This is a genomic window from Pseudonocardia ammonioxydans, from assembly GCF_900115005.1.
Lineage (GTDB): Bacteria > Actinomycetota > Actinomycetes > Mycobacteriales > Pseudonocardiaceae > Pseudonocardia > Pseudonocardia ammonioxydans.
On the sequence record NZ_FOUY01000001.1, the window covers coordinates 131,158 to 152,580 of the forward strand.

The 21,423-nt window shown below is 74.6% G+C and carries 17 protein-coding genes and 1 pseudogene; 6 read left to right on the forward strand and 12 right to left on the reverse strand.

Going from position 1 to position 21,423, the window contains the following annotated elements; genetic code table 11:
- Nucleotides 1–42: 42 nt before the first annotated feature.
- Entirely contained in the window at nt 43–2,835 is a 2,793-nt protein-coding gene (locus BM093_RS00685; RefSeq protein WP_425439094.1) for an FAD-binding and (Fe-S)-binding domain-containing protein, read from the reverse strand.
- Nucleotides 2,836–3,084: 249 nt separating this feature from the next.
- Nucleotides 3,085–4,383 (reverse strand): hydroxyacid-oxoacid transhydrogenase, encoded by a 1,299-nt coding sequence (locus BM093_RS00690; protein WP_093335599.1) that lies wholly within the window; start codon nt 4,381–4,383, stop codon nt 3,085–3,087.
- 162 nt (nt 4,384–4,545) lie between these two features.
- Between BM093_RS00690 and BM093_RS00695 the strand changes: the two genes are divergently transcribed.
- On the forward strand, nt 4,546–5,448 hold the full coding sequence (locus BM093_RS00695) for a 1,4-dihydroxy-2-naphthoyl-CoA synthase (RefSeq protein WP_093335602.1): 903 nt from the start codon (nt 4,546–4,548) through the stop codon (nt 5,446–5,448).
- Between the two features lie 66 nt (nt 5,449–5,514).
- On the opposite strand, the gene BM093_RS00700 is transcribed toward BM093_RS00695, so the two are convergent.
- Nucleotides 5,515–5,757, reverse strand: a complete 243-nt coding sequence (locus BM093_RS00700) for a hypothetical protein (protein WP_093335603.1) — start codon at nt 5,755–5,757, stop codon at nt 5,515–5,517.
- 171 nt (nt 5,758–5,928) lie between these two features.
- On the opposite strand from BM093_RS00700, the gene menE reads away from it, so the two are divergent.
- The 3 genes from menE (at nt 5,929) to BM093_RS00715 (ending at nt 10,058) form a co-directional block, all read left to right on the forward strand.
- Nucleotides 5,929–7,101 carry an o-succinylbenzoate--CoA ligase gene (gene menE, locus BM093_RS00705; RefSeq protein WP_342742950.1) on the forward strand — a complete coding sequence of 391 codons (1,173 nt, stop codon included), beginning with the start codon at nt 5,929–5,931 and terminating at the stop codon, nt 7,099–7,101.
- A 261-nt stretch (nt 7,102–7,362) separates the two neighbouring features.
- Nucleotides 7,363–9,114, forward strand: a complete 1,752-nt coding sequence (locus tag BM093_RS00710; protein WP_093335606.1) for a hypothetical protein — start codon at nt 7,363–7,365, stop codon at nt 9,112–9,114.
- A 71-nt stretch (nt 9,115–9,185) separates the two neighbouring features.
- On the forward strand, nt 9,186–10,058 hold the full coding sequence (locus BM093_RS00715; protein WP_093335609.1) for a 1,4-dihydroxy-2-naphthoate polyprenyltransferase: 873 nt from the start codon (nt 9,186–9,188) through the stop codon (nt 10,056–10,058).
- 287 nt (nt 10,059–10,345) lie between these two features.
- Here the strand turns inward: BM093_RS00715 and BM093_RS36490 are convergent, their stop codons facing one another.
- Complete coding sequence (locus BM093_RS36490) at nt 10,346–11,017, reverse strand: DUF4229 domain-containing protein (RefSeq protein WP_093335611.1); 672 nt, start codon at nt 11,015–11,017, stop codon at nt 10,346–10,348.
- A 305-nt stretch (nt 11,018–11,322) separates the two neighbouring features.
- On the opposite strand from BM093_RS36490, the gene BM093_RS00725 reads away from it, so the two are divergent.
- Together BM093_RS00725 and BM093_RS00730 are read left to right on the forward strand one after the other, a co-directional pair.
- On the forward strand, nt 11,323–11,535 hold the full coding sequence (locus tag BM093_RS00725; RefSeq protein ID WP_093335612.1) for a BldC family transcriptional regulator: 213 nt from the start codon (nt 11,323–11,325) through the stop codon (nt 11,533–11,535).
- Nucleotides 11,536–11,595: 60 nt separating this feature from the next.
- A complete protein-coding gene (locus BM093_RS00730) occupies nt 11,596–11,826 on the forward strand; it encodes a hypothetical protein (RefSeq protein ID WP_093335614.1) in 231 nt (76 codons plus the stop codon).
- A 115-nt stretch (nt 11,827–11,941) separates the two neighbouring features.
- Here the strand turns inward: BM093_RS00730 and BM093_RS00735 are convergent.
- The 8 genes and pseudogenes from BM093_RS00735 to BM093_RS00770 form a co-directional block, all read right to left on the reverse strand.
- Nucleotides 11,942–13,203: pseudogene (locus BM093_RS00735) on the reverse strand (MinD/ParA family ATP-binding protein).
- A 1,190-nt stretch (nt 13,204–14,393) separates the two neighbouring features.
- Nucleotides 14,394–15,374: a c-type cytochrome biogenesis protein CcsB gene (gene ccsB, locus BM093_RS00740; RefSeq protein WP_093335616.1), complete on the reverse strand. Its 981-nt coding sequence runs from the start codon at nt 15,372–15,374 to the stop codon at nt 14,394–14,396.
- Nucleotides 15,375–15,379: 5 nt separating this feature from the next.
- Nucleotides 15,380–17,017, reverse strand: coding sequence for a cytochrome c biogenesis protein ResB (gene resB / locus BM093_RS00745; protein ID WP_093335618.1), 1,638 nt, complete (start codon nt 17,015–17,017; stop codon nt 15,380–15,382).
- Nucleotides 17,018–17,950 carry a cytochrome c biogenesis CcdA family protein gene (locus tag BM093_RS00750; protein WP_093335620.1) on the reverse strand — a complete coding sequence of 311 codons (933 nt, stop codon included), beginning with the start codon at nt 17,948–17,950 and terminating at the stop codon, nt 17,018–17,020.
- Between the two features lie 96 nt (nt 17,951–18,046).
- Complete coding sequence (locus tag BM093_RS00755) at nt 18,047–18,652, reverse strand: TlpA family protein disulfide reductase (RefSeq protein ID WP_093335622.1); 606 nt, start codon at nt 18,650–18,652, stop codon at nt 18,047–18,049.
- Entirely contained in the window at nt 18,649–19,272 is a 624-nt protein-coding gene (locus BM093_RS00760) for a histidine phosphatase family protein (RefSeq protein ID WP_245773207.1), read from the reverse strand. The genes BM093_RS00755 and BM093_RS00760 overlap by 4 nt, the downstream gene beginning before the upstream one ends.
- A 38-nt stretch (nt 19,273–19,310) precedes the next feature.
- A complete protein-coding gene (hemL, locus tag BM093_RS00765) occupies nt 19,311–20,633 on the reverse strand; it encodes a glutamate-1-semialdehyde 2,1-aminomutase (RefSeq protein WP_093335627.1) in 1,323 nt (440 codons plus the stop codon).
- Between the two features lie 28 nt (nt 20,634–20,661).
- On the reverse strand, nt 20,662–21,366 hold the full coding sequence (locus tag BM093_RS00770) for a hypothetical protein (RefSeq protein ID WP_093335629.1): 705 nt from the start codon (nt 21,364–21,366) through the stop codon (nt 20,662–20,664).
- Between the last annotated feature and the right edge of the window lie 57 nt (nt 21,367–21,423).

Consider the following 21,423-nt stretch of genomic DNA (forward strand, 5'->3'; position numbering starts at 1 on the left):
CTCCTCGTCAGGTGCTCGGGACCCGGCCGGAGCCGGACCGGGTCACACCGGGCGCAGCGCCCGGGCCGCGATCTGGGCCAGGTGCACCGGCTCCCGTTCCCCGGCCTGGCGGACCTGGGTGCGGCAGGAGTAGCCGTCGGCGAGCAGGGCCACCGAGTCGTCCGCCTCCCGGACCGCGGGCAGCAGCGCCCGCTCCGCGCAGGCCATCGAGACGTCGTAGTGACCGTCCTCGAAGCCGAAGTTCCCGGCCAGCCCGCAGCAGCCCGAGTCGAGCACCGTGGCGTCCACGCCGAGTGCCGCCAGCACCGCGCGGTCGGCCTCGCTGCCCAGCTCGGCGTGCTGGTGGCAGTGGATCTGCACCAGCGCCGCGCCATTGCCCTCACCGGCGACCGCGGAGAGCTCCTCGGCATGCCGGGCCAGCAGCTCGGCGAACGTCGAGACCTGCCGGTCGAGCAGCGTCACCCGCGGCTCGTCGGGCAGCAGCTCGGCGGCGTCGGAGCGCAGGGCCGCGGTGCACGACGGCTCCAGCCCGACCACCGGGATGCCCGCGTCCAGGGCCGGGCCGATCGCGCGCAGGCTGCGCGCGAGCACCCGGCGGGCGGCGGTGATCTGCCCGGTCGAGGTCCAGGTCAGCCCGCAGCACACGTTGCGCGGCGGCAGCTCGACCCGGTACCCGAGCCCGGTGAGCACCGCGACGGCGTCGGCGGCGATCTCCGGGTCGAAGTGGTCGGTGAACGTGTCGGTCCACAGCAGGAGCGGGCCGCGGCTGCCCGGCTCGATCCCCAGGTCGGGGACCCGGCTCATCGGCGCGCCCTTCGCCGCGCGGGCGGTGTAGGTCTCGCGCGCGATCGGCGGGATGGCCCGGCGCGCGTCGATGCCGCCGGCCTTCTTGGCGACCGTGGCGAGCGCCGGTACCCGAGCCAGCCGGTTCAGCCCGTCGACGGCCGCGGCGGGCAGCGCCCCGACCATCCGCAGCCAGCGCGGCAGCGCCCCCATCGAGTAGTGCGTCCGGGGCCGCAGCCTGCGGTGGTAGCGGTTCGCGAGGAACTCGGTCTTGTAGGAGGCCATGTCCACCCCGACCGGGCAGTCGGACTTGCACCCCTTGCAGGACAGGCACAGGTCGAGGGACTCGGCGACCTCGTCGGACTGCCACCCGTCGGTGATGATCTCGCCGTTGGCCATCTCGAACAGCAGCCGGGCCCGTCCGCGGGTGGAGTGCTTCTCCTCCTTGGTGACGTTCCAGCTCGGGCACATCACCCCGGAGCCGGTGTCGATCGCGCACTTGCCGACGCCCAGGCAGCGGCGGGTGGCGCGGTGGAACGAGCCGCGGTCGTGGCCGAAGGCCAGCTTCGGCTCGTCGGGCATGGTCGGCATGCCCAGCTGGACGCGCAGGTTCTCGTCCATCGTGGCCGGGCGCACGACCCGGCCGGGGTTCATCCGGCCGTCCGGGTCCCAGATCTCCTTGAACTTCTCGAACCCGGTGATGATCTGCGGCGGGTACATCCGGGGCAGCAGCTCGGCGCGGGCCTGGCCGTCGCCGTGCTCCCCGGACAGCGACCCGCCGTGCGCGACGACGAGGTCGGCCGCGTCGGTCATGAACGCCCGGAAGTTCGCCACCCCCGGCTTCGTGAGCAGGTCGAAGTCGATCCGGACGTGCAGGCAGCCGTCGCCGAAGTGGCCGTAGTAGATGCCCTTGCGGCCGTGCTGCTCGAGCACCTTGTCGAACTCGCGCAGGTAGGCGCCGAAGCGCTCCGGCGGGACGGCGGCGTCCTCCCAGCCGGGCCAGGCCTCGCCGCCGTCGGGCGAGCGGGTGAGCAGGCCCGCACCCTCCTCACGGATCTTCCAGAGCGCGGCCATCTGCTTCGGCTCGGAGACCACCACAGCACCGGTGGTGTAGGCCTTCATCGCGGTCGCGACCGCGTGCGCGGCCGCCTCGGCCTCGGCCCGGTCGGCACCACCGGTCTCGACGTAGAGCCAGCCCTTGCCCTCGGGCAGCATCCGCGAGGCCGTCTCGTCCGGGCGCAGCGCGCGCAGCGAGGCGATCAGCCCGGCGTCCATCCCCTCGATGGTCAGCGGCTGCTGGTCGCGGACGATCATGACGTTGTCCGCCGCGTGGTAGGCGTCCGGGAAGCCCAGCACGGCCAGCGCCCGCGCGGGCGGCGACTCGACGAGGTCGACCGTGGCGGAGAGGATCGTCGCGCAGGTGCCCTCGGTCCCGACCAGGGCCTTCGCCAGGTTCACGTCGCCCGGCACGAGCTGGTCGAGGTTGTAGCCCGAGACCCGCCGGGTCAGCTCCGGGACGTGGGCCGCCACGTCGGCGGCCATCTCGGCGCCCAGCGCGCGCAGCGCGTCCGGGATCGCGCCGGTCTCGGTCCCGTCGCCGCCCAGGGTGATCCGCTCGCCGCGGTAGGTGAGCAGGTCGAGCGAGCGGACGTTGTCGACGGTCTTGCCCCAGGCCACCGAGTGCGAGCCACAGGCGTTGTTGCCGATCATCCCGCCGATCGAGCACCGGTTGTGCGTCGACGGGTCCGGCCCGAACGTCAGCCCGTGCGGCTTGCCGGCGTCGCGGACGGCGTCGCACACCGCGCCCGGCTGCACGGTCGCGGTCCGCGCGTCCGGGTCCACGGAGACGATCTCGTTCATGTGCGTGCGGAAGTCGAACGCGACCGCGGTGTTGACCGCCTGCCCGGCGATCGAGGTCCGCGACCCGACCGGGAGCACCGGCACGTCGTGGCTGCGGCACACGGCCATCGCGGCCTCGACGTCGGCGGCGTCCCGCGGCGCGATCACGCCGATCGGGATGCCCCGGTAGTTCGACGCGTCCGCGGACCACATGGCGCGGCTGCCCGCGTCGAACCGGACGTCGCCGCCGATGGCGGCACGCAGATCGTTCTCCAGGGCGCGGTACGCGGAGGTGGAACCTGTGGTGGGTCGCGCAACGCTGTCCGTGCTCACACAGCACTCCTCTCGGCAGGACGGGCAGCCCAGACGCTACCTCTGCCCACCGACCGTGAACCGCTCACGGGACACCGCTCACGTCCTCCCCCCGCACGCCCGGGCTCCCCGGGCGTGCGGGGGACGCCGTCACCAGTTCTCGACGGAGCGGGTGAGGATGCCGGCGATGTCGTCCTCGGTGGGCGTGCGCGGGCAGGTCGCGAGCAGCCGCTGCTGCTTCATCGTCCCGGGGACGAGATCGGGCACGTCGGCCTCGGTGAAGCCGACCCCGCCGATGCCGTTCGGGATGCCGATGTCACGCATCAGGTCCACCAGCACCGACGGCAGCTGCTCGCGCTGGTCGTTGAGCTTCTCCGCGCGCGGGGCCATCAGCTCGGCCGCCTTCAGGTGCCGGTCCGGTGCCGACTCGAAGGAGAACCGGAACGCCTCCGGCGCGGTCAGCGACACCGACATGCCGTGCGGCACCATCGGCTCGTCCTGCGGGTAGCCGGCCGGGCGGAAGTCCTTGACCATGCCGGCGATCGGGTAGGCGTTGGCGTGCGGGATGTGCACCCCGGAGTTGCCGAAGCCCATCCCGGCGAACGTCGCCGCCATCATCATGTTCGAGCGGGCCTCGAGGTCGTCGGAGCCGCGGTGCACCGCGTTCCGGAACGACTGCGCCAGCAGCGCCATCGACTTCTCGCACCACAGGTCCGAGACCGGGTTGGAGCCGCAGTAGGTGACCCGCTCCTCGGGCTTCTTGCGGTCGAACGTCGTGTACCAGCGGGCGGTGTAGGACTCCAGCGCGTGGCAGACGATGTCCATCCCGGCCGCCGCGGTGACCTCGGGCGGCAGCGACATCGTCACCAGCGGGTCGATCACGGCCAGGGTCGGGCGCAGCCGCCAGTGGCTGATCCCGGTCTTGACCTTCATCGACAGGATGTCCAGCACGCACATGGCGGTGGACTCCGAGCCGGTGCCCGCCGTGGTGGGGACGGCGATCAGCGGCTTGAGCGGGCCCTCCGGCACCTTCGCGTTGCCGATCGGCTTGTTGATGAAGTCCATCAGCTCGCCGGGGCCCGACGTCAGCAGGTTGATCGCCTTCGCGGTGTCGATCGCGGACCCGCCGCCGACGGCGACGAAGCCGTCCCACGGGCCCTGCGCACGGGCGTACTCGGTGGCCTTGATCATCGAGTCGTCGGTCGGCTCCACGTGCACGCCGTCGAAGATCTCCGAGCCGATCCCGTAGCGCTGCAGCGACTCGGCGATCCGCTCCGGGACGCCCAGCGCACGCACCCCGGGGTCGGTGATGATCAGGACGCGGGTCACGTCGTAGCCGGTCATCTCGAAGCCGATCTCGTCGATCGCGCCGGCGCCGAACTTCAACGGCGGGGCGCCCCAGGTGAAGATCGTCTCTTCGGAGGTGGCGGTCGGGTCGGCGGTCGTCATCGACGGGCTCCTTCTTCCGGCACGGCTACGGGGTGAACTCTCGCGCCGAGTCTGCCTCGTTGATCAGGGGATGCGCATCAGTCGATGCGGTCACCGGTTCCGTCCGCAGTGTCACGGAACCGGGACGGCCCACTGCGGACACCCGGAATCTAGGCTCCGACCATGACCGTCTCCGAGACCTTCGACCCGGACGCCTGGACGCCCGTCGAGGGGTTCGCCTTCCGCGACATCACCTACCACCGCGCCGTGTCCACCGGCGCGGTCCGCATCGCGTTCGACCGGCCCGAGGTCCTCAACGCGTTCCGGCCCGGCACCGTCGACGAGCTGTTCACCGCGCTCGAGCACGCCCGGACCAGCGCGGACGTCGGCTGCGTGCTGCTGACCGGCAACGGGCCGTCACCGAAGGACGGCAAGCGGGCGTTCTGCTCCGGCGGCGACCAGCGGATCCGCGGGCGCACGGGCTACCAGTACGCCTCCGGCGAGACCGCGGACACGGTCGAGAAGGGCCGCGCGGGCCGGCTGCACATCCTCGAGTGCCAGCGGCTCATCCGGTTCATGCCCAAGGTCGTCATCGCCGTCGTCAACGGGTGGGCGGCCGGGGGCGGGCACTCGCTGCACGCCGTCGCCGACCTGACCCTGGCCAGCGCCGAGCACGCCCGCTTCAAGCAGACCGACGCCGACGTCGGCTCGTTCGACGGCGGCTTCGGCTCGGCCTACCTGGCCCGCCAGGTCGGGCAGAAGTTCGCCCGGGAGATCTTCTTCCTCGGCCGGACCTACAGCGCCGAGCAGATGCACCACATGGGCGCCGTCAACGAGGTCGTGCCGCACGCGGAGCTGGAGACCACCGCGCTGCAGTGGGCGACCGAGATCAACGGCAAGTCGCCGCAGGCGCAGCGGATGCTCAAGTACGCGTTCAACCTGATCGACGACGGCCTGGTCGGCCAGCAGCTGTTCGCCGGGGAGGCGACCCGGCTGGCCTACATGACCGACGAGGCGGTCGAGGGGCGCGACTCGTTCCTGGAGAAGCGGGACCCGGACTGGTCGCCGTTCCCCTGGTACTACTGAGCGCCCGGTAAGCACTCGGTACTGCTGGGCACTCGGTACTGCTGGGCACTCGGTACTGCCGAGCGCTCAGTCCGCGGCGCGGCGCGGCTGCGGGACCGGCGATCCCGGACCGCTCGCGGACTCCTCCGTGACGGCCGGGTCCGCAGCCCCCGGGAGCCCGGCCGCCCGGAGCTCGGCCGCCGGGAGCTCGAACGCCAAGGCCGCGAGCTCGCCGGCCACCGCGCGGTGCCCGGAACCGGCCGGTCGGCGGCAGCGCAGGGCGCGCGGGCTGCCGGTCGGGGACGCGTCGGCGGGTGCGGTCTGCGGCATGGGGAGCTCCTTCACTCCGGTCGGCGGTGGCCTGGTGCGCCGCCGCCCTCACCCGGCCTGTCGCTCCGGGCCGCCGACCCGTTGCAGTCCCGCGCCGCGTTCCCCGAATGTGATGACGCGCGCCCCGAGGCGACGGTGGGTGACGGCCCGCACCGTGGCAGGGTTCGGGGCATGGACGTGCAGGTGGTGGGGGTGGACGGGTCCCCGGAGTCGGTGGCCCGGCTGGCGGCCGCGCTGCGGTCGGCGCTGGACGGCGCCGGCCCGGCGGTGCTCCCGGTCCGTGCCCGCCCGGGGGACGAGCCACCGCTGCCGGAGCCGGTCGCCCGCGCGGCCGGCGCGGGGGCGCTGCCGGACGGGCTGGCCGTCGTCGTCGCCACCTCGGGGTCGACCGGGCAGCCCAAGCACGTCGCGCTCACCGGTGACGCCCTGCGGGCCTCCGCCGCGGCCACCCGGGACCGGATCGGCGGGCCGGGGACGTGGCTGCTGGCACTGCCGGCCGAGCACGTCGCCGGGGTGCAGGTCGTGCTGCGCGCACTGCTGGCCGGGACGGAGTGCGTGGTGCAGGACGTCCGCGACGGCTTCCGCCCCGACGGCCTGGTCCGCGCCACCGGGCGGATGCCGCACGGCGCCCGCCGCTACACCAGCCTCGTCCCGACCCAGCTGGCGCGCGTGCTCGACCACGGCTCGGCACCACTGCACGCGCTCGCCGGCTACGACGCCGTCCTGATCGGCGGCGGCGCGCTCGACCCCGGCCTGCGGACCCGGGCCGAGGACGCCGGGGTCCGGGTCGTCGCGACCTACGGGATGAGCGAGACGTGCGGCGGGTGCGTCTACGACGGCGTCCCGCTGGACGGGGTGCGGGCCACGATCGAGCCCGGTTCCGGACGGGTGGTGCTCGGCGGCCCGGTCGTCGCGGCCGGGTACCTGGGTGCGCCGGCGGCCACGGCGGAGGCGTTCACCGCGGACGGATTCCGTACCTCCGACCTCGGCGAGCTCGGCCCGGACGGGTCGCTGACCGTGCTGGGGCGGGCCGACGACGTCGTCAACACCGGCGGTGAGAAGGTCGCGCCGGCCGCGGTGGAGCGGGCGCTGCTGTCGGTGCCCGGGGTGCGCGGGGCGTGCGTGGTCGGGATCCCGGACGACGAGTGGGGCCAGGTGGTGGCCGCACTCGTGGTGACCGGCACCGACGCGCCGGCGGACCCGGTGCTGCGCTCGGCCGTGCGCGACGCCTGTGGCCGGGCCGCCGTGCCACGGTTGCTGCACCGCGCCGACGCCGTGCCGGAACACGGCATCGGGAAGCCGGACCGGGTCGCCGTCGCGGCGCTGCTCGCCGGTCTCCGCTGAGCACCACCGGCCGTCGCGGTCACTCTGCGGAAGCGCCGACTGCACAGAGCAACCGAATCGTCGCGCAACGCCACTCGCGCACCACTCGGTCCGGTGATGCGGACGTACACACCATGGGGTCGCTTCACGCAGCGTGCGTTGCGCCCCGGCCGCACATCGAGTGTGCTTCAGCCACTGGCGACACAGAGCCCACTGGCATCACTGGCTTCACGGGTCTCCCAGTCGTCACACGAGCCACAGCGATCAGCGGGGGTTGTCCACATGCGCAGGATCACGCGGGCCGGACTGCGGGGCGTCGGCCTGCTCGCCTCGGCCGGTGCGCTCTGTGCGCTCGCCGTGGTACCGGCCGGCGCCGCCGAGCCCGGTACGACCTGGCAGCCGGAACCGGCCGGTGACGGCGGCACCGGGGTCGTCGTCGACGACGGCACGGCCAGATTCGACCGCACGACCGCGTTCGGTGCGCCGGCCGACGAGGGGGCGACCGAGTCGTCGGCGGACCCGGTGGACGTCGTCCCGACCGGGTTCCTGCCCCTCGAACCACACACCCTCGACGCGCCGACCCGGGCGGTCGAGTCGGCCCTCGTTGCGGACACCCCGCCGGGGTCGACCGCGACCGTGGACGTCCGCGGCCGCAAGGACGGCGGCGGCTGGACCGAGTGGGTCCCGGTCGCCGACGACCGCGCCGAGCTGCCGCAGACCGTCCGGGAGGTGCAGGGCCGGTTGGTGCTCACCTCGACCGGGGACGCGGAGCCGGTCGTCCGCGAGGTGACGCTCACCGCCACGCCGGCCACCGAGGCCGAGAGCGAGGCGGAGCCGCTGACCGAGGCTGCCCCGCGCAGCTACTCGGTGTTCGCCACCCGGGAGGGACTCGAGGGCGGGACCACCGCCAACGGTCACACGATCGCCCCCCGGGACCGGTTCGTCGCGCTGCCGTCTCGGCGGGCGCTCTCGGCCAAGGGCAAGACCGACTACTCGGTGAAGGTCTGCGCGCCGAACGGCCGCTGCGCGATCGCCCCGGTCTGGGACATCGGACCGTGGAACACCAAGGACGACTACTGGAACCCGTCGCCCGAGCGGGAGATGTGGAAGGACCTGCCGCAAGGGCTCCCGCAGGCCGCCGCCGCCTACAACGACGGCCACAACGGCGGCAAGGACCAGTTCGGTCGCAAGCCCGCCAACCCGGCCGGCATCGACCTCGGCGACGGGCTGTTCTGGGACGTCCTCGGGCTGAAGGACAACAGCCAGGTGCAGGTGGACTACCTGTGGACCGGCTCGCAGCGGCTGTCCGCGGTGAGCACCGAGGAGGCCCCGGAGGTGCAGATCCTGGCCCGGCCGGAGGCCGGCGCGGAGTCGGTCGGGATCGCGGTGAACGCCACCGACGTGCCGGTCCAGTGCACGCACGGCGAGTTCGTGCGGATCGACGAGGGGCAGTACCTGCCCACCTCCGCGTTCGACGAGCTGCCTGCCGATGTGCCGGGCTGCGACGCGGATCCCGCCGCGACCGCGCCCGGCGACACCACGACCACGCCCGACGGCACTGCGACCTCGCCCGGCGGCGCTACGACCACGCCCGGGGGCGCCGCGAACGCCCCGGGTGAGGCGGGGACCGCTCCGGGCGGCAGTACCGAACCGAGTGACGCCGCAGACCCGGGTGACGCCGCAGGCCCGGGTGACGCCGCAGGCCCGGGTGGCGCTGCGGCCGGCCCCGGGGACGCGCGAGCGGCCGCCCCGGGCGGCGACACGCCGGCGGCCGATGCGGGTGGTGCCGCCGCGGGCTCGCCCCCGTCGGCGGGCGACCCCGCCGGCACGACCGCGGGCCGCGGGCCCACCCCGACGGGGACGCCACCGACCGGGACCGCCGCGGACGGGGACGGCCCCGCCGCTCCGAGCGCGGGCACGAGCGGGGACACGGCAGCCGGTGCCGCCCCGGGCGGCGGCTCCCTTCCCGACGGCGACAGCCAGGCCGCCACGATCCCCGGCTCGGCCCAGCGGGCCCCGTCCGGGACACGCTGACCGTCGTGCCCGTAGCCGCCACCGACCCGCTCGGCCGTCACCGGCCGGGCGGGTCGGGATAGGTTCGACCCGTGGCCACGACGGCAGAGTGGATCGAGGGTGCGCGGCCGCGCACCCTGCCCACCGCGATCTCCCCCGTCCTCGTCGGAACCGGTGCCGCGATCGGCGCCGGCGCGATCGCACCCGGTGCCGCGCTGCTCGCCCTGCTGGTGGCGGTGGCGCTGGTGATCGGCGTGAACTTCGCGAACGACTACTCCGACGGCATCCGCGGCACCGACGACGACCGCGTCGGCCCGCAGCGGCTCGTCGGCTCACGGGCCGCCGAACCCGCGACGGTCCGGACGGCCGCCTTCGTCTGCTTCGGTGTCGCCGCGGTCGCCGGGCTCGCGCTCACCGCCGTCTCCGGGCAGTGGTGGCTGATCGCTGTCGGCGCGGTGTGCTTCGTCGGGGCCTGGTTCTACACCGGCGGCTCACGGCCGTACGGCTACTCCGGCCTCGGCGAGGTCGCGGTGTTCGTGTTCTTCGGGCCGGTCGCCGTGCTCGGCACGACGCTCACCCAGGCCGGCGGGGTGGACGTGGCCGCCGTCGTCGCCTCGATCGGCGCGGGCCTGCTGACCTGCGCGGTCCTGGTGGCGAACAACCTGCGCGACATCCCCGGCGACCGGGTCGTGGGCAAGCGGACCCTCGCCGTGCGCCTGGGCGACCCCGGCACCCGCAGGCTCTACGTCGCGGCGGCACTCGTCCCGTTCGTGCTCGCCCTCGCCGGTGTGTTCGACCGGCCGGGCCTGCTGATCGTGCTGCTCGCGCTGCCCGTCGCGGTCCGGCCCGTACGGATCGTCCTCGGGGGCGCGGAGGGTCCCGCCCTGATCCCGGTGCTGCGCGACACGGGCCTGCTCCTGCTCGCCTGGGCCGTCACCGTCGGGATCGGTCTCGCGATCGGCTGACCGGCTCGCCGCCGGTGGGCGGTGCTGCTCACCGGCGTCACCCGGCACGCTCCCCCGGCGTTGCCCCGAGGGGCACCCTCGTAGCGCCATACGCCCCCCGGGGTCCCCTCGGGGCACGCTCCCGGTCGGGGCGCAGGAGCACCGGCACAGAGGCTGGTGCCGACGCGCACCGCGCCGAACCCCGCCCCGTACCCCGAGGGGCACCCTCGTAGCGCCATGTGCCCCGAGGGTGCCCTTCGGGGCCCGCGACCGACGGGGCCGCGCCGGACGGCGGCGCGTAGCAGTGCTCAGGAGCGGCCCGGGGCTCGTTCCGACTCGGAGACGTGTTCGGCGCCCGCGGCGCCCTCCTTGGCCGGGGCTCCGGGTGCGACTCCCCGCTCGGCGGTGCCCTCGGAGCCGGCGGCGTCCACGGAGCCGGCAGCGCCCTCCTCGGACTCGGCGGTGTCCTCCGAACCCGCGGCGGCCCGGGCCTCGCCGGCGTCCTCGGTCCCGACGGCGCGCTCGGCCGCGGAGGTGGCCCCGGCCATCGCGCCGGAACCCGTCGAGCTCCCCGAACCCGTGCCCGCCGAACCTGGGTTCGCCGAACCCGTGGCGCTCCCCACCGGGGTCCCGGACGTTGCCGGGTTCTCGGGCGCCGCGTCCGGGACGGGCGGTGGGCCGACGTCGCCGCGCAGCTGGGCCCGCAGTGCCTCCCGCTCGGCGGAGCGGGAGGCGGTGGCGGCGGCGAGCGCGCGGTCCAGGCGCGTCCGCAGCCCCCGGAAGAGCACCATCGACAGCGGCAGCGCGACGACCAGCGCGACCAGCAACGCCACCAGCAGCGGCACCCCGGCGAGGCCGAGGACCAGCGCGATCACGGCGACCAGGCCGATCCGCGCGAGCGTGTAGAGCGCCACCGTGGCGGCGAGCCCGGGCTCGCCGGCGCGGGCCCGCGCCGCGGCCTGCGGTGTCGGAGACGTCATGTCCTCCAGGGTACGGTCCGCACGGGTCCTGTTCCCGTGGACCGTGGGGTGCCTCCGGCCACGCCCGCGCCGGCCCACCTGCCGTCGGCGGGGCCGGGACGGAGGCCCCGGCCGCCGGGCCCGACTCCTTCCCGGCTGTCCGGTTCGATCACTTCACCGGTTTTGCCCTTTAAGAACCCTTTACCTCCGGACAACCGTTCGAGTACCTGGGGTCTGCGGTGTCACGATGGCCCGGAAACACCGAGCGGTGCCCGGTTCGTGAGCACCGCCCACGGCTCCACGCGCTGCACTTCCGGGAGGATTCCATGGCAGCTCCGACGCAGAACCCTGAGCGACTGCTGACCCCGGGCGAGGTGGCCACGCTCTTCCGCGTCGACCCCAAGACCGTGACCCGCTGGGCCTCCGCCGGACGGATCGGCTCGATCCGCACCCCGGGCGGGCACCGCCGGTTCCGTGAGTCCGAGGTCCGGGGCCTGCTGGCCGACCTGACCAGCGAGGCCAGCAACGGCCTGCGCTGACGTCCCACTTCACCCGTACGTCAGGCCACCTTCGCTACGCTGGACAGCGGAGGTGGCCTGATGTTGTTCCTGATCCTTCTGCTCGGCGCGGCCGTCGTCGCGGTGCTGCTCGTCCGGGCCCTCCGGTCCGAGCAGATGGTCGCCGAGCGGCTCCCGCGCCCCGAGCTCCCGTGGGCGGGCGGCCAGAAGCCCGAGCGGCCCCGCGCGGCCGGTCCCGACGACGACCCGGACTTCCTGCGCGAGCTGGACGAGAAGGTCCGTAACCAGGAGGACCCGCCCGACCGGCCCTGACCCGCCGAGCGACTCGGCCCCTCCGCACGACATCACCGTCGGACCACACCCAGGGCGGCCCACCGGCTCCGGTGGGCCGCCCTCGGCGTGTCCGGACGCAGACGCCGGACCGGGGTCAGACGGGGAAGCCGTCGGCCACCGCCGCCGCGAGCTCCAGCAGGGCGGTGCGCGTCGGGCCCTCGAGGCGGTCGAGGTCGATCTCGGCGCCCTCCTCCAGGTGCGGGTCGAACGGCACCCGCACGACCGCCCGGCAGCGGCCCGCGAAGTGCTCGGCGACCCGGTCCAGGTCGACGCCGCCACCGGCCCGCCGGTACACCGAGTTGATCACTACGACGGCGTTGCGGACGAGGCTGCCGTAGCCGTGCGCGTCCAGCCAGTCCAGCGTCGCCGAGGCACTGCGGGCGCCGTCGATCGATCCGGACGACACGATGACGATCTGGTCGGCCATCCCCAGCACCCCGTACATCGCGGAGTGCATCAGCCCGGTGCCGCAGTCGGTGAGCACCAGGTTGTAGAAGTGCTCGAGCAGGTCGACCGCGCGCCGGTAGTCGTCCTCGCTGAACGCCTCGGACACCGCCGGGTCCTGCTCGCTGGCCAGCACCTCCAGCCGGGACCTGCCCTGGGAGGTGTAGGCCCGCACGTCGGAGTAGCGGCGGACCCGGACGGCGTCACGCAGCAGGTGCCGGACGGTCGCGGTCGTCTCGAGCGGGATCTTCTGGCTGAGCGTGCCGCGGTCGGGGTTCGCGTCGACGGCGACGACCCGGTCCCCGCGGTGCGAGGCGAACGTGGCGCCCAGGGTGGCGGTGACCGTCGTCTTCCCGACGCCGCCCTTGAGGCTCAGCATCGCGATCTTGTGCGAGTTGATCAGTGGGCGGTTCAGCCGGGAGACGAGCTCGCGCTGGTAGAGCTCGGCGGGGCTCTCCCCCGGGTTCACCAGCCCACCGGTGAGCAGGTAGACGAGTCGGCGCCAACCGCTCGTCGGCACCCGGCGGCTGCTGTGCGCGGTCCGGGTCGGCGCGAGGTCGAGCCCGCCGTGGGGTTCGTCACCCCGGCGGTGCTGCGCGGCCCGCGCCTCGACCGCTTCGGGGGCCGTCCAGCGGGGGCGCCGTGCGCCGGACTCCGGGGCCGGACGCGACCGGGACCGGGCGCCGCGTTCCGCCGCGTCATCGTCCCAGGCGCTCCGCCACGGCCGCTCACCGGACTCGCCCCGCGCGCGGGCGTCGTCGTCGGCACGGGCGGCCTCGCGGGAGCCGGCGGCGTCCCGGGCGGGCCCCGGCTCGGCACCGGGTGCGGCCGAGGAACGCGCCGTCGTGGCCCGGGCGGCCTCGTCATGGGCGTCACCGTCAGGGGCGATCTCGTCATGGGCGGTGGCGTCATGGGCGGCAGTGTCATGGGCGGGGGCGTCATGGGCGATGCCGCCATGAGCAGCGCCGTCATGGGCGCCGGGACGGGCACCGGTCGCCGGCTCCTCCGCGGCTGCGTCCGGCGCAGCGTCCGCCGGCCACGGCCGGGTGGCCTCGCCCGGCCGGGCCGCATCCCGGGTGGCCTCCTCGTGGGCACGCGCGTCGACCGGTCCCCCGACCTCGGCGGCGGGCCCGGGCACCGCCCACGACTCCCGGACCGTCTCGTCGGCGCGGGTATCGGCCTCCGGCTCCGCGCGGGCTCCGGCGGGGACATCCGCCGTGTCCCGGACGGGCCCGTCCGGACGGGTGCCGGGCGTCGCGGGCCGCGTGTCCTCCGCCCACGGCCCCGCAGCGCCGGGCGCGCCGTCGCCCGCGTGGGCCTCGATCGCCGACCGGTCCTGCGGGTGGGCATCGTCCGGGTACCCCGCGGCCGGCTCCTCGGCGGACGGCTGGGCGGCACCCGCCGGCTCCCGCACAGGGGTGCCGGTCGCCGGGGTGGTGTCGTCGTCCGGAAGCGGCTCCGGACGACGCCAGATCAGCCCGCCGTCCGGGTCGTCGTCGGCAGGGCCGGCGGGTCCGGGCACCGTCCACCACGGTTCCGGGTCCCCTCCGCCGCCGGAGCGGTAGATGCCGGTGTCGTCCGGGCCGTGGTCGTGCGTGGCGTAGTCCGGGCCGGCCGCGTGGTGGCGCCCCTCGTCCGGCCGTCCGTGCGGCTCGGGGTCCTGGGCGTCGCCCCGCCGGCCCGCGTGCAGCGCCGACAGGTCCAGCCCGTGCGGCGGGGTGTGCGGGTCGATCTCGTCGACCAGGTCGTCGTCGACCTCGGGCAGCTCGCTGCCCCAGGCCGAACCGGCCGGTGGCGTCTGCGTACCGACCGCCGCGCGGCCGGGCGCCGGGGCGGACGCGGCCCGCTCGGCCGCGGACGGCCGGCGGGGCTCGGCGACCTCCGGTCCGTCCGTGGCCGGGGCACCCGCGGCGTCCGGGCCCGGCTGCGCTCCGTCGTCACCGCCCGCGCGTCGACGCCGTCCGAAGGACCGCCCGGCGGTGTCCGCCGAACCCCAGCGCTCCCGCACGTAGCGGCCGACCGAACCGTCGGGCTGCTCGCCGGAACCGTTCTCGCTCACGTGCAACGACGGTAGCCGTGTGCAACGCGGTGGTCGAGGCGCCTCACACCCCCGCGTAGGAGTGCAGCCCGGCGACCACCATGTTGATGAAGAACAGGTTGAACACGATCGTGGCGAAACCGGCGCTGTTGATCCAGGCCGCGCGCGAGGACCGCCACCCGGCGGTCGCCCGGGCGTGCAGGTAGGCGGCGTAGAGCACCCAGGCGACGAACGCGACCGTCTCCTTGGGGTCCCAGCCCCAGAACCGGCCCCAGGCCGCCTCGGCCCACACGGCGCCGGTGATGATGCCGAACGTGTACAGCGGGAACGCGAACACCGTCACCCGGTACGCGAGCCGGTCGAGGACCTCGGCACCCGGCAGCTTCGCGGCCAGCGCGGCCGGGCGCTCGTTGCGCTTGATCAGGAACAGCAGGCTTGCCACGCCGGGGACGAGCATCATGCCGGACGCCAGCGTGATCGTCGTGACGTGAATGATGATCCAGTACGACTGCAGGGCCGGGACGACCGGTGCGGCCTCGGCGTAGAGCACGGTGCCGGTGAGGAACATCAGCAGTAGCACCGGCGTCAGCACGAACACACCGGCCGGGCGCAGCGTCGGGTGCTTGCGGACCAGCACCAGCCAGGCGCCGACCGCCATCAGGCACAGGGCCGAGGTGAACTCGTACATGTTGCCGAGCGGCCAGCGGTAGGTGGCCAGCCCGCGCAGCACGATCGACCCGGCGTGCAGCAGCACCGCCAGGATCATCAGCGAGACCCCGATCCGGCCGTAGCGGTCGGACCGGGTGCGGGTGGGACGGTCGCCGGCCCCGTCGGACGCGTCCGCGGGCGGCTCGGTGACCTCGACCGCCGTGCCGGTCGTGTCCTCGGCGCCGGCCCCGACGGTCGCCGGCTCCTTGCGCGCGACCCGCGCCACCCGGGCGGCCGCGTACTCCAGCGAGGTGAACACCATGGCCAGGAGCAACACGACCAGCGTGCCCTGGAACAGCCGGTCACTCCACATGGAGGTGATCGGGTCGACGAGCATCGGTCTCAACCGTCCTTCTTGTCCGTCGGTGCGAGGAGGTCGTCCGCGAGCCGGTCGAACTCCTCGCCGTATCCCGCCCGGTCGGTGCGGGCCAGCCCGCCGAGCTCGATCCGGCTGCCGTCGCCGGACGGGTGCACGCGCACCCAGAAGCGGCGTCGCTTGATCGACAGGGACAGCGCGAGGCCGCCCACCATGACGATCGCGGCGCCCAGCACCCAGAGCTGGCCCGGGTCGTGGCCCACCTGCAGGTTCACCCACGGTGTCACGCCGTCGAACCGGACCGTCGTGCCGTCCGGGAGCCGCACCGTGTCCCCGATGCCCATCCGGTCCTCGGCGACCGTCCGCAGCTCACCGCTGTCGATCTTCTGCTGGTCCACGGTGAAGATCGACTGACCGCGGCCGTCGTCGATGCCGAGATCGCCGAGCATCACGTTGACGTCGGCCGTCGGCGCGCGCAGGTCCGGGTGCACCGAGACCAGCTCGCCGTCCGGGCCGATCGCCCCGGTCGGCGCGAACGTGCCGGTCACGGCGATCTGCGTGGTCCGCCGCTGCTCCGGGTCCTCGACGCCGGGGCGTTCGAACTTGGTCGCGCCCTCGGAGAGCTGCGACCCGCTCGTGTCCACCGGACGCCACTGGATGTCGCTGCTGCGACTCTGCCCGTCCGGCCAGGTCACGGTGAACTCCGGCGCGTAGCCGTAGCCGGTGAGGTAGACCCGGTCCCCGTCGGTGCGCAGCGGGTGGTTGACCGCGATCCGCTCCGGCCGCCAGCTCGTGACACCGCTGCGCAGGTCCGCGCCGCTCTGGTAGGCGACGTCCGCCCCGAACGTCGCCGGCTGCCCGTTCGGCAGCCAGGTGCCGGCGAACCGGTCGACGCGCACGCAGAACTCGTTGAGGTTCGTCCCGTCGACGCGCAGGCCCGCCCGGAACGTGTCGTAGCCGAGGATCGAGCTGTTGCAGAACTCCGAGCCGTCGGCGCGGACGATGACATCGCCCTCGTAGCCGTACATCTTGCCGCCGGCCAGGCCCAGCAGGATCCCGATCAGGCTGAGGTGGAACACGAGGTTGCCGGTCTCGCGCAGGAACCCCTTCTCGGCCGAGATCGTCCGGACCCCGCCGGGCTCGGAGCGCTCGGTCCGGCGCCAGCCGCGCAGCAGCCCGCGGGCCCGGGCCAGTGCCGCGTCCGGCTCCTCGGTGGTGTCGGCGGCGGCGTGGTGCGGCAGCCGGGCCAGGTTGCGCGGGGTCGCGACCGGCGGCTGGCGCATCCCGCGCCAGTACTCCAGCGAGCGGGGCAGCACGCACCCCACCAGCGAGATCATCAGCAGCAGGTAGATCGCGGCGAACCACGGGCTCGCGAACACCTCGAACCCGCCGAGCACCTCGACGATCGGGGCCGCGGTCGGGTGGTCGGCGTAGAAGTCGTCGACCAGGAACGCGTTCAGCGAGCGCTGCGGCAGCAGGGCGCCCGGGAGCGCGGCCAGTGCCAGCAGGAACAGCAGGACCAGCGCGGTACGCATGCTGGTCAGGCCGCGCCAGGTGTTGCGCAGGAAGGCCAGCGCCGTGCCGAGCGGTCCCCGGCGGTGCGGTGGCTCGCCGTCCGGGGTGGTCACGGGCGGCTGCGGCGGGGCGGTGGGGGGTGAGCTCATCTAGATGGGCGGGGTGAACCCGGAGATCGATACCTGCAACTGGATCAGCCACTGCGCCCAGAGCCCGGACACGAGCAGCGCACCGACCGCGATCAGCAGCACACCGCCGGCGATCTGGATCGCCCGGGTGTGCCGGCGCAGCCTGCCCAGCGCCTCGACCGCGCGGGTCGCGCCGAGCGCGATGAGGACGAACGGGATCCCGAGGCCTGCGCAGTAGGCGAGGATCAGCACGATGCCGCGGGCCGACCCGCCCCCGGTCCCGGCGGCGACGGCGACGACGCCGGCCAGCGTCGGGCCGATGCAGGGCACCCAGCCGAGGCCGAACACCGCGCCGAGCAGCGGCGCTCCGGCGAGTCCGGCCCGCGGCGTCCAGTGCGAGCGGTACTCGCGCTGCAGCGCCGGGATCAGGCCGGTGAACGCCAGCCCCATCACGATCATCACGACGCCGCCGATCCGCTGCAGCAGCGCCTCGTTGTCGATCAGCACGTCGGACAGCCACACGACCCCGACCATGATCGCGCCGAACACGACGGTGAAGCCGGCGACGAACAGCAGCGCGGCCCCGGCGACGCGCCAGCGGCCGTCGGCCCGGGACCGTCGCACCGCCTCGGCGGCACCGGCCCCCGCACGCTCGCTCCCGGCGGCGCCGGATCCGGCAGCGCCGGCCCCGGCGGCGTCGGATCCGGCAGCGTCGGCCCCGGAGACACCGGGCACGGCCGCGGATCCGGACCGCCGGGCGGCCGCCCGGTCGCGGGCCTCGGCCGGGGTCACCGGCGGCGACTGCGCACCGACCAGCCCGGCGAGGTAGGCGAGGTAGCCCGGGACCAGCGGCACGACGCACGGGGACGCGAAGCTGACCAGGCCGGCGGCCAGCGAGACCAGTGCTGCGAGCAGCAGCGGTCCCGAGATCGCCAGTGTCGTCGTCGCGTCCATCGAACCCCAGGGTAGAAGGCCGACACGCCGCAACGGTCGGCGGGTTCTACAAGCTGTAGTGCAAGCGGTGCGGTGTCACCGCGGGTGTACGGGCCCTCACCCGCTCCCGGCGGGGGCCGGCGGCGCGGGCTCACCGGCCAGCTTCGTGATCAGCGGCAACAGGTCCGAGCTGCCGACCGGGACCAGGAACACGGCGGCGACGCGGGCCTGGCGGTCGAGCACGATCGTCGACGGGACGACGTTGCGCGGGTAGCCGTCGAGCCGGGCCAGCGTGCGCCCGGACGGGTCGTAGATCGAGTCGTAGGTCAGCCCGCGGGCCCGCATGAAGTCCGCTGCGGCCTGCCGGTCGTCGCGGACGTCGATGCCGAGCACCACCGCGTCGCCCCGGGCCGCCTCGGCGACGGCCTGCAGCTCCGGCGCCTCGGTGCGGCACGGGCCGCACCACGAGCCCCAGATGTTGATGACCCGGACCGTGCCGGGGTGGTCGGCGATCCCGACCTCGGTCCCGGGCTCGAGCAGGCTCTCGCCGCGCAGATCGGTGATCTTGCTGCGGCTCTCCGGCGGGTCGTAGGTGATTCGGGTCTCGCCGCCGGGGGCCACGAACTGGAACTCCTGCGGACCGGAGCCGACGGCGTCCCGGCCGACCCCGCAGCCGGTCACCAGCAGCAGCACCGCGAGCAGCGGCAGCAGGGCCCGGGTCATGCCCCGGTCACCATCGCGCCGCTGGCCCCGGCCGGCTCGGCGTAGCGCAGGCCGGTCATCCGGGCGCCGGTGAACTCGATGCTGGTCACCGACGCCAGCGAGCACTGCCTGCGCCGCGGGTCGTGCCAGAGCCGCTGCCCGAGCAGGTAGCGGCGCAGCGTCCAGACCGGCAGCTGGTGGGACACGCACACGACCTCGCGGCCGGGCGCGAGCTCGCGTGCCGCGTGCACGGCGCCCAGCATCCGGTGCGCGATGGCGAGGTAGGGCTCGCCCCACGACGGGGTGAACGGGTCGCGCAGCAGCCGCCACGCCTGCGGGCGCTTCAGCGCGCCGTCCCCGACGGCGAACCGCTTGCCCTCGAACAGGTTGCCGGACTCGATCAGGCCCTCGTCGGTGCCGATCTCGACGCCGTGCGCGTCCGCGATCGGCTGCGCGGTCTGCTGGGCGCGCAGCAGCGGGGAGGCGACGACGGCGGCGACGTCGTTCTCGCCGAGGTGGACGGCGACCGTCTTGGCCTGCGCCTCCCCGAGGTCGGAGAGCCGGTAGCCGTGCCGGCGGCCGTAGAGCACCTTCTCCGGGTTGTGCACCTCGCCGTGGCGGACCAGGTGCACGATCGTCACCGGTCCGCTCGCGGCGGGACTGGTCCGGTCGCCCACGCTCAGGCCCCGTCCGGCCGGGTGGCCGCCGCTGCGGCCTTCGCCGCGGCGGCGAGGCCGGTCTCGATCCGGGAGAACGCGTCGTCGTCGAGCGCGGTGGAGACGAACCACCCCTCGAACGCCGACGGCGGCGGGAAGACCCCGTGGTCGAGCATCGCGTGGAAGAAGGCCGGGTAGCGCCAGGTCTCGGCGGCCTTCGCGTCGGCGTAACCGCGCACCGGGGCGTCGGTGAAGAACGGCGAGAGCATCGTGCCGGCGTACTGGAGCACGTGCGGCACGCCCTCCCGGGTCAGCGCCGTCGTGATCAGCTCGCCGAGCCGGTCGGCGTTGGCCGCAAGCGTGGTGTAGGCGGCGGCGTCGGCGTTCTGCAGGGTGGTGAGCCCGGCGGCGACCGCGACCGGGTTCCCGGCCAGGGTGCCCGCCTGGTAGACCGGGCCGGCCGGGGCCAGGTACGACATGTGCTCCACCGAGCCGCCGAACGCGGCCGCCGGGAGCCCGCCGGACATGACCTTGCCGAAGGTGTAGAGGTCACCGGCCACGCCGTCGCAGCCGTACCAACCCTGCTGCGACGCCCGGAAGCCGGTCATCACCTCGTCGATCACCAGCAGCGCACCGTTGTCGTGGCACAGGTCGCGCAACGCGGCGTTGAAGCCCTCGACCGGCGGGACGACGCCCATGTTGCCGGCGGCCGCCTCGGTGATCACGCAGGCGATCTCGGCGCCGCGCTCGGCGAACACGGCACGGACGGCGTCGAGGTCGTTGTAGGGCACCACCACGGTGTCCGCGGCCTGCGCGCCGGTCACGCCCGGGCTGGTCGGCAGGCCGAGCGTGGCGATGCCGGAGCCGGCGTCGGCGAGCAGCGCGTCGACGTGGCCGTGGTAGCAGCCGGAGAACTTGACGATCACGCTGCGACCGGTGATGCCGCGGGCCAGCCGGATCGCGCTCATCGTGGCCTCGGTGCCGGAGTTGACCAGGCGGACCTGCTCGACCGGGGTGCGGGCGACGATCTCCGCGGCGAGGTCGATCTCCCCGGGGGTCGGGGTGCCGAACGACAGGCCCTGCGACGCCGCGGACCGCACCGCCTCGACCACGGCCGGGTGCGCGTGCCCGAGGATCATCGGCCCCCAGGACGACACCAGGTCGACGTAGGTCCCGCCGTCGGCGTCGGTCAGCCGGCAGCCCTGCCCGGACACCATGAAGCGCGGGGTGCCGCCGACCGAGTTGAACGCCCGGACCGGGGAGTTCACCCCGCCCGGGATCAGCTCCGTCGCCCGCTCGAAGAGGCGGGCGGACTCCTTCGGCTCGGGGTTCGCGGAGGCGCTCACACTGCTCACGCTGCCAGTCTCCCAGCCCTCACCCGGACCGCTGTGCGGCCCCGACCTTCCGGGCCGCGTACCACTCCTTGGCCGGACGGCTGTAGAGCTGGACGAGCCCGAACGCGGCGACCGCGAGGACGAGCACCGCGAACAGCGGCAGCGTCGGCGCCATCATCAGCAGCAGCGGCAGCCCGTAGACCCCGGTGAGCACGGCCAGCGCGAGCCGGGCCCCACCCGCCCCGCGGAAGGCCACCACCGCGAGCACCGCGTAGACCAGCGCCAGCGCCAGGAAGATCGCGCCCATCACCCGGACCATCTGGGCGAGCTGCTCGAACGACATCCCGGCCTGGGCCATCAGGGCGTCCAGCTCGGCCCGCGGGATGCCGGCCTGGTCCAGGATCGACTCGTCGACCGGGGTGACCATGGCCGCCACACCCATCAGCACGAACGGCAACGCTGCGGCGAGCAGCAGGATCAGCCCGAGCACCAGCTGGCGGGGCCGCGGCGCCGTCGCCGGCGGGGTCCCGCCCAGCCCGGCCGGCGGGCCGCTCCCACCGGCGCCGGCGGTGTTCCACTGCGGTCCCGCCGGCGCGGGCTGCTGCGGGTACGGCCCCGGCGCCGTACCCGGGGTCCAGCCCTGCGGGAACGGGTTCTGCGGGTACTGCGGATAGGTCCCCGAGGACGGTCCGGGCCGGTAGTACTGCGGGGCGGGTGGGTCGCCCCGCCCGGGGTCGGTGCTCACCCCCCCACGGTAGCCGGACGGATGTCCGGTTTGCCACGATCGGCGGTACCGCTTGCC

Excerpts from the sequence above, each read along its gene's own strand:
- BM093_RS00685 (WP_425439094.1), bottom strand. The coding sequence starts at position 2,835 with ATGTGGTCCGCGGACGCGTCGAACTACCGGGGCATCCCGATCGGCGTG.
- BM093_RS00690 (WP_093335599.1), bottom strand. The coding sequence starts at position 4,383 with ATGACGACCGCCGACCCGACCGCCACCTCCGAAGAGACGATCTTCACC.
- BM093_RS00695 (WP_093335602.1), top strand. The coding sequence starts at position 4,546 with ATGACCGTCTCCGAGACCTTCGACCCGGACGCCTGGACGCCCGTCGAG.
- BM093_RS00700 (WP_093335603.1), bottom strand. The coding sequence starts at position 5,757 with ATGCCGCAGACCGCACCCGCCGACGCGTCCCCGACCGGCAGCCCGCGC.
- menE (WP_342742950.1), top strand. The coding sequence starts at position 5,929 with ATGGACGTGCAGGTGGTGGGGGTGGACGGGTCCCCGGAGTCGGTGGCC.
- BM093_RS00710 (WP_093335606.1), top strand. The coding sequence starts at position 7,363 with ATGCGCAGGATCACGCGGGCCGGACTGCGGGGCGTCGGCCTGCTCGCC.
- BM093_RS36490 (WP_093335611.1), bottom strand. The coding sequence starts at position 11,017 with ATGACGTCTCCGACACCGCAGGCCGCGGCGCGGGCCCGCGCCGGCGAG.
- BM093_RS00725 (WP_093335612.1), top strand. The coding sequence starts at position 11,323 with ATGGCAGCTCCGACGCAGAACCCTGAGCGACTGCTGACCCCGGGCGAG.
- BM093_RS00730 (WP_093335614.1), top strand. The coding sequence starts at position 11,596 with ATGTTGTTCCTGATCCTTCTGCTCGGCGCGGCCGTCGTCGCGGTGCTG.
- ccsB (WP_093335616.1), bottom strand. The coding sequence starts at position 15,374 with ATGCTCGTCGACCCGATCACCTCCATGTGGAGTGACCGGCTGTTCCAG.
- resB (WP_093335618.1), bottom strand. The coding sequence starts at position 17,017 with ATGAGCTCACCCCCCACCGCCCCGCCGCAGCCGCCCGTGACCACCCCG.
- BM093_RS00750 (WP_093335620.1), bottom strand. The coding sequence starts at position 17,950 with ATGGACGCGACGACGACACTGGCGATCTCGGGACCGCTGCTGCTCGCA.
- BM093_RS00755 (WP_093335622.1), bottom strand. The coding sequence starts at position 18,652 with ATGACCCGGGCCCTGCTGCCGCTGCTCGCGGTGCTGCTGCTGGTGACC.